This is a genomic window from Pseudomonas sp. SJZ080 (assembly GCF_007828295.1).
GTDB lineage: Bacteria > Pseudomonadota > Gammaproteobacteria > Pseudomonadales > Pseudomonadaceae > Aquipseudomonas > Aquipseudomonas migulae_A.
Map to the genome: position 1 here is coordinate 420,313 of NZ_VIUK01000003.1, position 14,094 is coordinate 434,406.

The 14,094-nt window shown below is 57.8% G+C and carries 11 protein-coding genes and 1 tRNA gene; 2 read left to right on the plus strand and 10 right to left on the minus strand.

Translation table 11 applies throughout. The annotated features are described in order from the left end of the window. Positions 1–62: 62 nt before the first annotated feature. Positions 63–2,279, minus strand: a complete 2,217-nt coding sequence (locus FBY04_RS06750; protein WP_145314833.1) for a DUF1631 domain-containing protein — start codon at positions 2,277–2,279, stop codon at positions 63–65. A 350-nt stretch (positions 2,280–2,629) separates the two neighbouring features. Here FBY04_RS06750 and nadC point away from each other — a divergent pair, with 350 nt between their 5' ends. After that, positions 2,630–3,478: a carboxylating nicotinate-nucleotide diphosphorylase gene (gene nadC / locus FBY04_RS06755; protein ID WP_084321853.1), complete on the plus strand. Its 849-nt coding sequence runs from the start codon at positions 2,630–2,632 to the stop codon at positions 3,476–3,478. A gap of 105 nt (positions 3,479–3,583) precedes the next feature. On the opposite strand, the gene FBY04_RS06760 is transcribed toward nadC, so the two are convergent. Further along, positions 3,584–3,889, minus strand: coding sequence for a DUF6388 family protein (locus tag FBY04_RS06760; RefSeq protein WP_084321852.1), 306 nt, complete (start codon positions 3,887–3,889; stop codon positions 3,584–3,586). A 316-nt stretch (positions 3,890–4,205) separates the two neighbouring features. Between FBY04_RS06760 and FBY04_RS06765 the strand changes: the two genes are divergently transcribed. Then, positions 4,206–5,114 (plus strand): hypothetical protein, encoded by a 909-nt coding sequence (locus FBY04_RS06765; protein WP_145314834.1) that lies wholly within the window; start codon positions 4,206–4,208, stop codon positions 5,112–5,114. 10 nt (positions 5,115–5,124) lie between these two features. Here the strand turns inward: FBY04_RS06765 and FBY04_RS06770 are convergent. The 8 genes from FBY04_RS06770 to rimP all read right to left on the minus strand — a co-directional run bounded on the left by FBY04_RS06770 (position 5,125) and on the right by rimP (position 14,045). Next, positions 5,125–5,200: transfer RNA gene (locus FBY04_RS06770), tRNA-Thr, on the minus strand. A gap of 130 nt (positions 5,201–5,330) precedes the next feature. Next, positions 5,331–7,436: a polyribonucleotide nucleotidyltransferase gene (gene pnp / locus FBY04_RS06775; protein WP_007900459.1), complete on the minus strand. Its 2,106-nt coding sequence runs from the start codon at positions 7,434–7,436 to the stop codon at positions 5,331–5,333. A 195-nt stretch (positions 7,437–7,631) separates the two neighbouring features. Next, positions 7,632–7,901 (minus strand): 30S ribosomal protein S15, encoded by a 270-nt coding sequence (gene rpsO, locus FBY04_RS06780; protein ID WP_003176135.1) that lies wholly within the window; start codon positions 7,899–7,901, stop codon positions 7,632–7,634. Between the two features lie 118 nt (positions 7,902–8,019). Further along, positions 8,020–8,937, minus strand: a complete 918-nt coding sequence (gene truB / locus FBY04_RS06785) for a tRNA pseudouridine(55) synthase TruB (protein WP_017336477.1) — start codon at positions 8,935–8,937, stop codon at positions 8,020–8,022. A gap of 3 nt (positions 8,938–8,940) precedes the next feature. Further along, positions 8,941–9,342, minus strand: coding sequence for a 30S ribosome-binding factor RbfA (gene rbfA / locus FBY04_RS06790; RefSeq protein ID WP_008149016.1), 402 nt, complete (start codon positions 9,340–9,342; stop codon positions 8,941–8,943). A gap of 159 nt (positions 9,343–9,501) precedes the next feature. After that, entirely contained in the window at positions 9,502–12,030 is a 2,529-nt protein-coding gene (gene infB, locus FBY04_RS06795) for a translation initiation factor IF-2 (RefSeq protein ID WP_084321850.1), read from the minus strand. A 27-nt stretch (positions 12,031–12,057) separates the two neighbouring features. Next, on the minus strand, positions 12,058–13,539 hold the full coding sequence (nusA, locus tag FBY04_RS06800) for a transcription termination factor NusA (RefSeq protein ID WP_007900474.1): 1,482 nt from the start codon (positions 13,537–13,539) through the stop codon (positions 12,058–12,060). A gap of 47 nt (positions 13,540–13,586) precedes the next feature. Then, positions 13,587–14,045: a ribosome maturation factor RimP gene (rimP, locus tag FBY04_RS06805; RefSeq protein WP_010463487.1), complete on the minus strand. Its 459-nt coding sequence runs from the start codon at positions 14,043–14,045 to the stop codon at positions 13,587–13,589. Between the last annotated feature and the right edge of the window lie 49 nt (positions 14,046–14,094).

The window sequence follows — 14,094 nt, forward strand, 5'->3', positions numbered from 1 at the left end:
AGGTTCCTTCAACGTCGACTGTGTTGGCGCCCAGTATGCCGCGATAGCCCCCCGCCGCGCGATCACTTGCCGCGATTGAGACGCTGCAGGTTGCCAATCACCGACTCCAGCGCCCGGTCGAAGAGCAAGGTATCGTCCAGGATTCGCACCACGCCACCGCGAAAATCCAGGGCCAGGCCGGTACGGCTGCGCTCCAGGACTTTCATCCCGGTGCGGTCGACGAAAATGTAGTTGCCCGTGGCCTCGATGATCGCCGTCAGTTTGCAGCGCAGGGTGTGATCCTCGTCCTCCTGAAACTCGACCCAGCAGCCCGGATGCAGTTGATCAACCTGAACAAGGCTCGCATCATCCGTCAGCAAGCGTACCGAGGTCGGCGCCACCGCCCCTTCGTCGGCGGTGCGCAGAACGACTTCTTCCTGCACTTGCACCATCACCGGCGCATCGGCTTCGCGGGTGGATGCCGGTGTCTGATCCGGACGTTCGAACAGTTGAACGTGCAGGCTTTCCAGTTCACTGAAAAACTCGCCGGTGGCAAACGGATCGAATGCCGCGCTGCTCAACCCGTCACGCAAGGACTTGAGCAACCCCGGCACCAACGCCAACAGGCGCAGGCTCGCATCAGGTTCGGCATGGCGCTGGACGCTCCAGACCAGTTGTTCCATGGTTTGCACATCGGTATGCCATTCGGCCGACTGATCGCCGTGCTTGAGACAGGTCAGCAACAACACCTGGCTCCAGGCCTCCTGGACAAACGCCACTACCCGCTGCGGCAGAACCTTGCCCATCAGCACTTGGTTCAGCGCCTGTTCGACGCGCTGACGGGACATTTCGGTTTTGGCGCGGCCTTCCTCGGCATCGCGGGTGCGTTGTTCCAGCAGCTCGCTGCGACGACGCTCGTCGCTGGTGAACGCGAGAAAATCCGCCAGCAGTTCGGAAAAGATGGCCGGATCATCGACAAAATCGTTCAACAAGCGCTGTACGACTTGCTCGATACGCAGGTACAGACTGTCGCGCTGATGGTCATCACATTCGCCCCACCCCATGGCCGCGGCGGCGATTTCGTTGAGCAGACGGCGGGCCGGATGACTGCTGCGACAGAAGAAACTCTTGTCGAGCACGGCCACTTTGAGCATCGGGATCTGCAAGCGGCCGATCAACGCCTTGAGAGAATCCGGCAGATTGCGGTCATCCAGAATGCATTCGAACAGCATCGCGATCAGGTTGATCACGTCCTCATCGGCCACACCCACCACGCGTGACTTGCCGCTTTTGACGCTGACCCGGGTCAGCAGTTGTTCAAGCTGGTTGCGCAGGTCGAAATCGTCCTGGGCGGCCGGCGCCGGCACGTATTGTTGCAAATGCGAGAGCAGGCGCAGCAGGTCGCGAGTGGAAATCGGCTGGGCCGTGCCACTGACTTCCAGCGTCGGCGCGACACTGCCGCGTACGTGGAATAGCAGCTCCTGCAGCGCCGCGAAAACCTCTTGCACGCCGTCGTCGACCGGCATGCTACCGGGATCGATACCGGCTTCGAGGGGCTCGGCACGGACACTGGCCTCCGCCCGATCGGTCGCACGCCGCGTCGGCGCGGGCTTGAGTTCGGGCAATATGCCGGTGGCGATCAGCAGTTGATTGGCTTCGGTATAGAGTTCGTCGGTGTTGCTGAGCACATAGCGTTCGAAGAGCTTCAGGATGATCAGCTTGACCTTGATCTCCACCCCCAGATTGCGCCCGGCCTGCATGAAATAGTCACACAGCATCGCCGGGCCCAGCGGGTTGTGCTGAGCCACCAGCTTCTTGCCCAGCAGCATGCTGAGCCGAGCGGTCAGTTGATCGAGACCGAAACCGTCCCGGCTCAGCACCTTGTTGACCATGGCTTCCACCGCCACGCTGCGCTCCAGGTCATCGCCGAACTGCGCAGTCGAGGTGTCGAAGGCCAGTGTCCGGGGCAAGGCAGACCTGGCCGTGTCGTTTCGGGCGAGCCAGACAAACGCCTCGAGGAATTGTTCGAGAAACACCCGCTCGATACTTTTGCGCTTGAGGCGCAAGTCGCGCATGGCCTGGAAAAAGAGGTTCTGCTCGACATCGTTTCGGGCGCGGTCAGCCATTTCGAACAGCGTGTCGTCGGCGTTATCGAACAGCTCCTGCAAACCATGCCTGAGCTGCAGCGCAGCCTTGTCGCGAACCTGAAGCAGAATCACAGGCACACGGGCGAGCGGCGAAGGTGTCGCCTGATCGGTAGGCGCCTTGTGCAAAGGCACTACATTCCCGTCGTTGTGCATCCTGGTCTCCTGAAACGGTGATGCGTCGGTAGATTCGGTGCGCCGGCCTCACAACCGCGCTCAACAGTGGACACTGCCCATCCGCTGTCATTCAAAAATTCGGGATACATATTTACGTCAAAGCTATGACGTCAAATGAAAGGCGCATTATCTTGCAAAAGACGTCCCGTCTGCCAGCGGACTCTGTACTTCGTATTGAAACAGGCGTTCCGGATTGACCGCCACTTAGCGCCAATTGCTCGGGCAAATCGACCAAATACAGGTTTCAGAGCGACCGGAAGGTCTCTCACGCCTTGGGTTGCCCTGCGCCATGGCCCTATAATCGGGCCACTTTGTTTGTGGAGCCCGTTATGCCGAATCTACGTCTCGCCGATCTGACCGCCGAAATCGAAGCCAACGTGCGCCGTGCGTTGCGTGAAGACATCGGCAGCGGCGACATCACTGCGCAGCTGATCCCGGCCGAACGCCTGGCCAAAGCCACCATCATCACCCGCGACGCCGCTGTCATCGCCGGCACCGCCTGGGTCGATGCCGTGTTCCGGCAACTGGACCCGCGAGTGGCCGTGCATTGGCAGGTGCGCGATGGCGAACGGGTGAAGCCCAATCAGGCCCTGTTCCACCTCGAAGGCCCCGCGCGCTCACTGCTGACAGGCGAACGCTGCGCACTGAATTTCCTGCAATTGCTGTCCGGCGTGGCCACGCGCGCGCAATACCTGGCGGATTTCGTTGGCGAAACGCAGGTGAAGCTGCTCGATACCCGTAAAACCCTGCCGGGACTGCGTCTGGCACAGAAATATGCCGTGACCTGCGGCGGTTGCCACAACCACCGCATCGGCTTGTACGACGCCTTCCTGATCAAGGAAAACCACATCGCCGCCTGCGGTGGCATCCCTGAAGCGATCAACGCCGCGCACAAGATTGCCCCGGGCAAGCCGGTGGAGATCGAAGTGGAAAGCCTGGCGGAGCTGAAGGAGGCCCTGGCGGCCGGTGCAGACATCATCATGCTCGACGAGTTGAGCCTGGATGACATGCGCGAAGCCGTGCGCCTGAACGGCGGCAAGGCAAAACTGGAAGCCAGCGGCGGCATCAACGAGAGCACGTTGCTACCGATCGCCGAAACCGGGGTGGATTACATTTCGATTGGTGCAATGACCAAGGATGTGAAGGCTGTCGATCTGTCGATGCGTTTAAGCCTCTGAAATTTCCTGAACGGCATGAAACTGTAGGAGCCGGCTTGCTGGCGATCCAGGCGACGCGGTTTACCCGTTACGCCGCCATCGCCAGCAAGCCGGCTCCTACAAGGGTCAGACCACCAGATTGTTCATCTCGCAGTACTCTTCCCACTCGACGCCCAATACCTCGGCCGCCTCCTTGTGCAGCGCGAGGCGCGCCGCCTCGAATTCTTCCGGGCTCGAGGTGTACTTGAGCGTCAGTTCCCACGGCTGCAAGCCCTGGGCTTCCGCTTCATCCTCGAACGCCCACTGAATCTGGTCTTTCTGATCGTCGGCGGGCAGGTCTTTGATCTCTTCGGCTAGCTGGGGCGATTCAAGCAAGTACTTCTTCAGCGCTTCTTCGTGCCTGGCTTCCTGGGTCAATTCTTTAACGGTCATGTCGTTCTCGCTGATCGGGGGAATGGAAGATGGATCTGGATCATCAAGGATCTCTCTGACGCAGAGAAACCGTGTGAAGCCCGGTTTGTCTGGCCTTCAGAACCATTCGTGGATCATTTGAAAACTGCAAAGTGGTACGTGTTCAACGTCCGAATATAGGACGTTTGGTCGACGATTTATATGGACTTTTACATCAAATCTACAAAAAAACCGCGGATCGGGCTTTCTGCAAATTTTCCTTCGCTACCCCGGAACAACATTCAAAAGGTAAAGTCATAGCGATGTGCCATCTAGGCACTTCACAAGGAACCCGGTGATGCGCAATTTTTCCAAGCTTTCGTCCATCCTGCCTGCAACTGGCATGACCGCCCTTCTTCTCGGCACCCTGGCAATGCCCGATTCGGTTCAAGCAGGTCTGGAGTACAAATCCGACAGCGCAAACTCTTCCGATAAATTCCTCGTTTTCCACAACTATTACGGCACAGACGTGATGGTCAGATCCGGTATCAGTATCGAGGACGTGGAAAGATTACAAAGAGTAGTTAAAACCGATACGGCAGATCTGGAAGAGCTGAAGAAAACCGTCAGTGCACAGGCGCGGCTCATCGAAGAGTTGAAAAAGAACACGCTGTCCGGTTCGAGCTCGACTGCCAGCGAAGTGGACAAACTCAAGCGCACCGTCAGTGAACAGGAAACGGCGCTGAAAAACCTCGCCAAGGCCATGGACGAGTTAAAACGCAACAGCGGCTCCAGCGCTGGCGAAGTTAACGACCTCAAACGCACGGTCAGCGAACAGAACACCGGCCTGGTAAACCTCGCCAAGGCCGTGGATGAACTCAAACGCAATAGCACGTCGAGTTCCAGCTCCAGTTCCAGTTCCAGTTCCAGTGAAGTCAGCGAACTCAAGCGTACGGCCAGCGAACAGGACAACCACCTGAAAAAACTTGCCAGTCAGATGGACGATCTCAAACGCAGCAGCGGCTCGAGCGCAAGTTCGAACTCCAGTTCCAGCGAAGTGAGCGACCTCAAGCGCACCGTCAACGAACAGGAAAACGACCTGAAAAGGCTTGCCAGCCAGGTGGAAGATCTAAAGCGCAGCGCCGGATCGAATTCCAGCTCGAGCGCCAGCGACCTGTCCAGCCTCAAGCGGGAAGTCAGCGATCAGGACAATCAACTGGATCAGCTCAAACGCAGCGTTGAAGATTTGAGCAGAAAGGTGAAATAAACGGAGGGGATGGTGCCCGAGACAGGAATCGAACCTGCGACCTTCGCGTTACGAGTGCGCTGCTCTACCGGCTGAGCTACACGGGCGGTGGGCTAAACCTAGCACCGGGTTCGAAAGCCAGCAACTTCATGCCCTGTTTCACAGACAAAAAAAATGCCCAGCAGTTTTCACTGCGGGGCATTTTTACAACGTTGAAGCGGTCAGGCGTGGGGGTGATTAAACGCCCGAAGCCTTGGCTGCTGCGACGTCTTTGATGGACAGCTTGATACGGCCGCGGTTGTCCACGTCCAGTACCAGCACTTCCACTTCCTGGCCTTCTTTCAGGATGTCGGTCACTTTCTCAACGCGAGCGTCGCTCAGCATCGAGATGTGAACCAGACCATCCTTGCCTGGCAGGATGTTGACGAATGCGCCGAAGTCGACGATGCGCTCAACCTTACCGACGTAGATCTTGCCGATTTCAGCTTCTGCGGTGATGCCCAGAACGCGTTGACGTGCTGCTTCAGCCGCTTCCTTGGTTTCGCCGAAGATCTTGATCGAACCGTCGTCTTCGATGTCGATCGAAGCCTTGGTCTCTTCACAGATCGCACGAATGGTCGCGCCGCCTTTACCGATGACATCACGGATTTTGTCGGTGTCGATTTTCATCGCGATCATGGTCGGAGCGTTTTCCGACAGTTCGGTACGCGACTGGCCAATGATCTGGTTCATCTGACCGAGGATATTCAGGCGCGCTTCCAGGGCTTGGCCCAGAGCGATCTCCATGATTTCTTCGGTGATGCCTTTGATCTTGATGTCCATCTGCAGCGCGGTCACGCCTTTGGCGGTACCGGCTACTTTGAAGTCCATGTCGCCGAGGTGGTCTTCGTCACCCAGGATGTCGGTCAGGACGGCGAATTTCTCGCCTTCTTTAACCAGACCCATCGCGATACCGGCAACCGGTGCCTTCATCGGAACGCCGGCGTCCATCAGGGCCAGGGAAGCGCCGCAGACCGAAGCCATGGAGCTCGAACCGTTGGACTCGGTGATTTCCGACACAACACGGATGGTGTACGGGAACACGTCGGCGGCAGGCAGCATGGCCTGAACGGAACGACGGGCCAGACGGCCGTGACCGATTTCGCGACGACCAGCGCCACCCATGCGACCACATTCACCAACCGAGAACGGAGGGAAGTTGTAGTGCAGCATGAACGGGTCTTTTTTCTCGCCTTCCAGGGTGTCCAGCAGCTGTGCGTCACGGGCGGTGCCCAGTGTTGCAACAACCAGAGCCTGGGTTTCACCACGGGTGAACAGTGCCGAACCGTGGGTCTTTGGCAGAACACCGACTTCGATGTTCAAAGGACGTACGGTCTTGGTGTCGCGGCCGTCGATACGTGGCTTGCCGTTAACGATGTTTTCGCGAACGGTGCGGTATTCGATTTCGCCGAAAGCAGCTTTGACTTCAGCGGAAGTCGGCTGGCCTTCTTCACCGGACAGCTTGGCAACCACCTGGTCTTTCAGCTCGCCCAGACGTGCATAACGGTCGGCTTTGACGGTGATGGTGTAAGCCTGGGAGATCGCTTCGCCGAACTCGGCACGGATAGCGCCCAGCAGAGCAGTGGCTTCTGGCTGTGGAGCCCAGGTCCAGGTCGGCTTGGCAGCTTCGGCGGCCAGTTCTTTGACAGCGTTGATCACAACCTGGAACTCGTCGTGAGCAAACAGTACTGCGCCCAGCATCTGGTCTTCGGTCAGCTCTTTGGCTTCCGATTCAACCATCAGAACGGCTTCCGAAGTACCGGCAACGACCATGTCCAGGCTCGACGCTTTCAGTTGTTCGTAAGTCGGGTTCAGCAGGTAGCCGGTGCTTTCGTGGAACGCAACGCGGGCAGCGCCGATCGGGCCATCGAAAGGAATGCCGGAGATGGCCAGAGCAGCCGAGGTACCGATCATCGCAGCGATGTCCGGATCGGTCTTCTTGCTGGTGGAAACGACGGTGCAGACAACCTGCACTTCGTTCATGAAGCCTTCAGGGAACAGCGGACGGATCGGACGGTCGATCAGTCGGGAAGTCAGGGTTTCTTTCTCGGAAGGACGGCCTTCACGCTTGAAGAAACCGCCAGGGATCTTACCGGCAGCGTAAGTCTTTTCCTGGTAGTGAACGGACAGAGGGAAGAAGCCCTTGCCTGGATCGGCTTGCTTGGCACCGACTACGGTCACCAATACGCTGACGTCGTCGTCAACGGTGACCAATACTGCGCCGGAGGCCTGACGGGCGATGCGGCCAGTCTCGAGGGTAACGGTCGACTGACCGAACTGGAATTTTTTGATTACCGGGTTCACGGTGTCCTACCTTCTTTTGTGGCTCTTGGGGAACTTGTCTTCTTGCGAAATTCTTGGGCAATGTCGGGAATCGGCCCAACGCCTGTCCAGGGTAAAACGTGTATCCAGATAAAACTTGAGGCTGGGAGCCTGCCATACGCCAGCGGAAAACCCACTGACGTACGACAGACAACCAACCTCTAGCGCAATCGCTTGTTAGCGACGCAGACCCAGGCGACCGATCAGAGCCTGGTAACGGCCCAGATCCTTGCCTTTCAGGTAGTCCAGCAGCTTACGGCGCTGGTTTACCATGCGGATCAGACCACGACGGGAGTGGTGATCTTTACCGTTGGCCTTGAAGTGACCTTGCAGTTTGTTGATGTTGTGGGTCAGCAGTGCAACTTGCACTTCTGGCGAACCAGTGTCACCAACAGCTTGCTGGTAGTCAGCTACGATTTGAGCTTTTTCTTGAACGTCGAGAGCCATGAGGCAATCCTTTTATCAGGAAACTGTTTCAGAAAAACAGCTTCAACAGGCCAGGGACAAATCCCTGTATCTAAAAATGAGGAAGTGACCGTGCCTGTTAACAGCCACCCTCGTCCGGTCATTCTGACCGAATCAGTCGACGCGGCGCGATGCGCCCGTCTTCGCTCACTTCACCGATACCGATGAAGCGACCGTTGTGATCCTGTACCCGTACCATGCCAAACTTCGGTGCATCCGGGGCTCGTACCGGTTGGCCGTTGAGCCAGTAGAACGAGCTGTGCTCCGAGAATTGCAACAGTGGCCAATCCAGCAGGCCGCTGTCCGATGGCATCAGGAAGCGATCGACCGCTTCGTTGCCGCCTTCGGCATGTACCGCTTCCAGCTCTTCAAGCGTGACCGTCTGCGCCAGCGTGAAAGGCCCGGCCTGGGTACGTCGCAACTCTGCAACGTAAGCACCACAACCGAGTTGCTCACCGATATCCTCCACCAGGGTGCGGATATAGGTACCTTTGCTGCAATCCACCGCAAGTCGCGCAGTATCACCTTCAAAGGCCAGCAATTCCAAGCGCGCAATAGTAACAGAACGCGGTTCGCGCTCCACTACTTCGCCTGCACGTGCCAGCTTGTACAGCGGCTGGCCATCACGCTTGAGCGCCGAGTACATCGGCGGTATCTGACTGATTTGCCCACGAAATTTCGGCAGTACCGCTTCGACATCGGATCGACCAACGGTCACCGGGCGTTCCTGCAAAACTTCACCTTCGGCATCCGCCGTGGTGGTGGTTTTGCCCAGTTGCGCCAGGGTTTCGTAACCCTTGTCGGAGTCGAGCAGGTATTGCGAGAACTTGGTGGCCTCACCGAAGCACAACGGCAAAACGCCGGTGGCCAGCGGATCGAGACTGCCGGTGTGCCCGGCCTTCTCGGCATTCAGCAACCAGCGGACCTTCTGCAACGCCGCGTTGGAGGTGAACCCCAGCGGTTTGTCGAGCAGGATTATGCCGCTGACGTTACGACGGATACGTTTGACCTGAGCCACCGATTACTCCTTGGTGTCTTCGGCTTCTGCCGCAACCGGGTGCTGATTGTCTTCAGCCACCGCACGCTCGATCAGGGCCGACAGGTGCGCACCACGCACGACGCTTTCGTCGTAGTGGAAGTGCAACTGCGGAACGCTGCGCAACTTCATTTCGCGGGCCAACTGCATGCGCAGGAAACCGGCGGCGGAGTTGAGCACCTTGATGCTCTGCGCGATGTCTTCGGCGTTGTCCTGACCCATCACGGTGATGAAGATCTTGGCGTGACCGACGTCACGGCTGACTTCAACAGCGGTAATGGTGACCAGGCCAACGCGCGGGTCTTTGACTTCACGACGGATCAGCTGTGCCAGCTCACGCTGCATCTGATCGCCGATACGTTGGGTACGGCTGTATTCTTTTGCCATGTCTTGTTACCTGTTACTGCCCCACGGTGAAACCCGAAGGGTCTGAAAGCGGCAAACGCCCGGCCTGACAAAAGCCAGACCGGGCGTTGCGTTTAGAGTCCTGACGCCGTGCCGCGCATTTGCATGCGGCGGCTTGGCGTGGCCCTTGAAGTGCGCGAGTTAGAGGCTGCGAGCAACCTGAACCTTCTCGAAGACTTCGATCTTGTCACCGACTTTGACGTCGTTGTAGCTCTTCACGCCGATACCGCATTCCATGCCGGCACGTACTTCGGAAGCGTCATCCTTGAAGCGGCGCAGGGATTCCAGCTCGCCTTCGAAGATAACGATGTCTTCACGCAGTACACGGATTGGACGGTTACGGTGAACGACACCTTCGATCACCATGCAACCGGCGATCGCGCCAAACTTCGGCGAACGGAACACGTCACGCACTTCAGCGATACCCAGGATGTTCTCGCGAACATCGCTGCCCAGCATACCGGTGAGGGCTTTCTTGACGTCTTCGATGATGTCGTAGATCACGTTGTAGTAACGCATATCCAGACCTTCCTGCTCGACGATCTTGCGAGCGCCGGCATCGGCACGCACGTTGAAGCCGAACAGTACAGCGTTGGAGGCCAGTGCCAGGTTGGCGTCGGACTCGGTGATACCACCGACACCGCCACCGACAACACGCACTTGCACTTCGTCGTTACCCAGGCCGTTCAAGGCACCGTTCAACGCTTCCAGCGAACCACGGACGTCGGATTTGAGGACGATGTTGAGCGTCTTCTTCTCTTCCTGACCCATGTTCTCGAAGATGTTTTCAAGCTTGCCGGCGTGAGCACGGGCCAGCTTGACTTCGCGGAACTTGCCTTGACGGAACAGAGCCACTTCACGGGCTTTCTTCTCGTCAGCAACTACGCTCATCTCGTCGCCAGCATCCGGAGTACCGTCCAGGCCGAGGATCTCGACAGGGATGGAAGGACCGGCTTCTTTGATTGGCTTGCCGTTCTCGTCGAGCATGGCACGTACACGGCCATAGTTCGAACCGACCAGCACCATGTCGCCTTGGCGCAGGGTACCGTCTTGAACCAGAACGGTTGCAACCGGGCCACGACCTTTGTCGAGACGCGATTCAACCACAACGCCACGACCTGGAGCCGATGGAGTTGCTTTCAGTTCCAGAACTTCGGCTTGCAGCAGAACAGCTTCGAGCAACTCGTCCACGCCAGTACCGACTTTCGCCGAAACCGATACGAACGGGGTGTCGCCGCCCCACTCTTCCGAAGTCACGCCGTGAACCGACAGCTCGCTACGGATGCGATCGAGATCGGCGCCCGGCTTGTCGATTTTGTTCACAGCTACAACCAGCGGAACACCGGCAGCCTTCGCGTGCTGAACAGCTTCAACGGTCTGCGGCATAACGCCGTCGTCCGCTGCAACCACCAGGATCACGATGTCGGTCGCCTTGGCACCACGAGCACGCATTGCGGTAAACGCGGCGTGACCCGGGGTGTCGAGGAAGGTAACCATGCCGCGTTCGGTTTCAACGTGGTACGCGCCGATGTGCTGGGTGATACCGCCGGCTTCGCCTGCAGCTACCTTGGCACGACGGATGTAGTCGAGCAGCGAGGTCTTACCGTGGTCAACGTGGCCCATTACGGTCACGACCGGAGCTCGGGAGAACGCTTCGCCTTCAAACTTCAGGGACTCGGCCAGGGAATCTTCCAGGGCGGTGTCGCTGACCAGGGTCACTTTGTGGCCCAGCTCTTCAGCAACCAGTTGGGCAGTTTCCTGGTCCAGTACCTGGTTGATGGTCGCTGGAGTACCCAGTTTGAACATGAACTTGATGATTTCAGCAGCCTTGACCGACATCTGCTGGGCGAGATCGCCAACAGTGATGGTCTCGCCGATCTTCACTTCGCGCACTACAGGGCCGGTTGGGCTCTGGAAACCGTGAGCGTTGCGTTTCTTCAGCTTGGCCTTGCCGCGACCACCACGACGGAAGCCATCGCTTTCTTCGTCGGTAGTACGTGGCGCAACACGTGGAGCAGGCGCTTTCTCTTTGACCGAAGCACGATGTGGAGCGTTTTTGCGCTCGCCATCGCCACTGCCACGACGATTGTTATCGTCGGCACGTGGTTTGTCCGGACGGCGCTGTTCGTTCTGCTTGTTGCGAACGTCAGCAGACGGAGCAGGGGCAGCTGCAACAACCGGTGCGCTTTCACGTACGGGTTCGGCAACTGCAACCGGCGCTGCAACGGCGTCGTTGGAAGCGGTTTGCGCAGCAGCAGGCTGGCGACGCGCTTCTTCTTCGGCGCGACGCTTGGCTTCTTCTTCAGCCTTCTGACGGGCAGCATTTTCTACTGCGCGACGTTCTTCCAGTTCGCGTTTGCGCTCGGCTTCGATTTCTTCCGGGCTGCGCTGTACAAAAACTTTCTTTTTACGGACTTCAACACTGATGCTTTTGCTGCCAGCAACACGCAAGGTGCTGGTGGTTTTACGCTGCAGTGTAATCTTGCGTGGTTCTTCCACTTTCGCCTTGTGGCTGCTTTTCAAGTGAGTCAGCAAAGATTGCTTCTCACTGTCAGTCACATGTTCTTCGGCGGCGGTGTGCGGCAGACCTGCCTCACGCATCTGCTGCAACAGGCGCTCTACCGGTGTTTTGACCTCATCGGCCAGTTGTTTCACCGTGACTTGCGTCATGCACTTCTCTCCTCAGGCCGCGCCTAATTACTCGAACCAGTGGGCTCGGGCGGCCATGATCAACTTGCCGGCACGATCATCGTCAATGCCGTCGATGTCGAGCAGGTCGTCAATAGACTGCTCGGCCAGGTCTTCGCGGGTAATTACGCCGCGCACCGCCAGTTCCATCGCCAAATCCTTGTCCATACCCTCAAGCGAGAGCAGGTCTTCGGCCGGATGGGCGTCTGCCAGCTTTTCCTCAGTAGCGATGGCTTTGGTCAACAAACGATCCTTGGCACGAGCGCGAAGCTCGTTGACGGTTTCTTCGTCAAAGCCGTCGATGTTGAGCATTTCTTCCAACGGTACGTAGGCAATCTCTTCCAGGCTGGTGAAGCCTTCATCTACCAGCACCTGTGCCAGGTCTTCGTCGACTTCCAGCTCGTCGATGAAGTTGCGCAGGATGTCGCCGGTTTCTGCTTGCTGCTTAGCCTGGATGTCCGATTCGGTCATCACGTTCAGGGTCCAGCCAGTCAATTGGCTAGCCAGACGCACGTTCTGACCACCACGACCGATGGCCTGAGCCAGATTGTCTGCGCCAACGGCGATGTCCATTGCATGGGCATCTTCGTCAACGATAATTGCCGCCACTTCAGCCGGCGACATTGCATTGATCACGAACTGAGCCGGGTTGTCGTCCCACAGGACGATGTCCACACGCTCACCGCCCAACTCACCCGACACTGCCTGGACGCGCGAGCCGCGCATACCAATGCAAGCGCCTTGCGGGTCGATGCGTTTGTCCTTGGAGCGGACCGCGATCTTGGCGCGCGAACCCGGGTCACGGGAGGCAGCCATTACTTCGATCAGGCCTTCAGCGATTTCCGGCACTTCGATGCGGAACAACTCGATCAGCATTTCCGGCGCGGTACGCGACAGGATCAGCTGCGGGCCGCGATTCTCGGTGCGGATTTCCTTGAGCAGTGCACGCAGGCGCACACCAACCCGGAAGGTTTCGCGAGAGATGATGTCTTCACGAGCCAGCAACGCTTCGGCGTTGTTGCCCAGGTCGACGATCACGTTGTCGCGGGTCACTTTCTTCACGGTGCCGGAGATGATTTCCCCCAGGCGCTCGCGATAGGCGTCAACGACTTGAGCACGCTCGGCTTCGCGAACTTTCTGCACAATGACTTGCTTGGCAGTCTGTGCAGCGATACGGCCGAACTCGATGGATTCGATTTTTTCTTCGACTACATCGCCAACCTTGGCGCCAGGATGCGTTTCGGCAACCTTGCTCGGCCAGGTTTCGATGGCCGGATCGTCCAGGTCTGCTTCTTCGACAACCGTCCAGCGACGGAAGGTCTCGTAAGCACCGGTGTGGCGATTGATTTCCACACGCAGATCGACTTCGTCCTCAAACCGCTTTTTGGTAGCGGTGGCCAGAGCCAGCTCCAGCGCTTCAAAAATTACGTTTGCCGGTACGCCCTTTTCATTGGATACCGACTCAACAACCAGCAGTACTTCTTTGCTCATCGTACGCCTCGCCTTTCGCAAGCCATTGGATCCGCGGGATCCGCGTCTCAGTCAAAACTGGGAATAATGTTGGCCTTGTCGATCATATCGATCGGCAACAGGAATTCATGGTCTTCTACCTGCACCACGACGTCCTGCTCTTCTACACCGCGCAGAAGGCCCTGAAAGTTGCGTCGTCCTTCAAAAGGCGAGCGCAGCTTGATCTTCACTTGTTCACCGGCAAATTTTGCAAACTGCTCAATAGTGAACAGCGGGCGTTCCATGCCAGGCGAGGAAACTTCAAGGGTGTATTCAACGGCGATTGGATCTTCAACATCCAGAACACCGCTGATCTGACGGCTGACGATGGCGCAATCGTCCACCAGCACGCCGCCTTCTTTATCAATATAAACGCGCAACATTGAGTGGCGACCTTGAGCCGAGAACTCAATACCCCAGCATTCATAGCCTAGGGCCACGACCACCGGGGCCAACAAGGCCTGCAACTCTTCTAGCTTGCTCGACACCTGAACCCCCTCGTGCATGTATGTGCATGCTATGCAAAATAAAAAAATG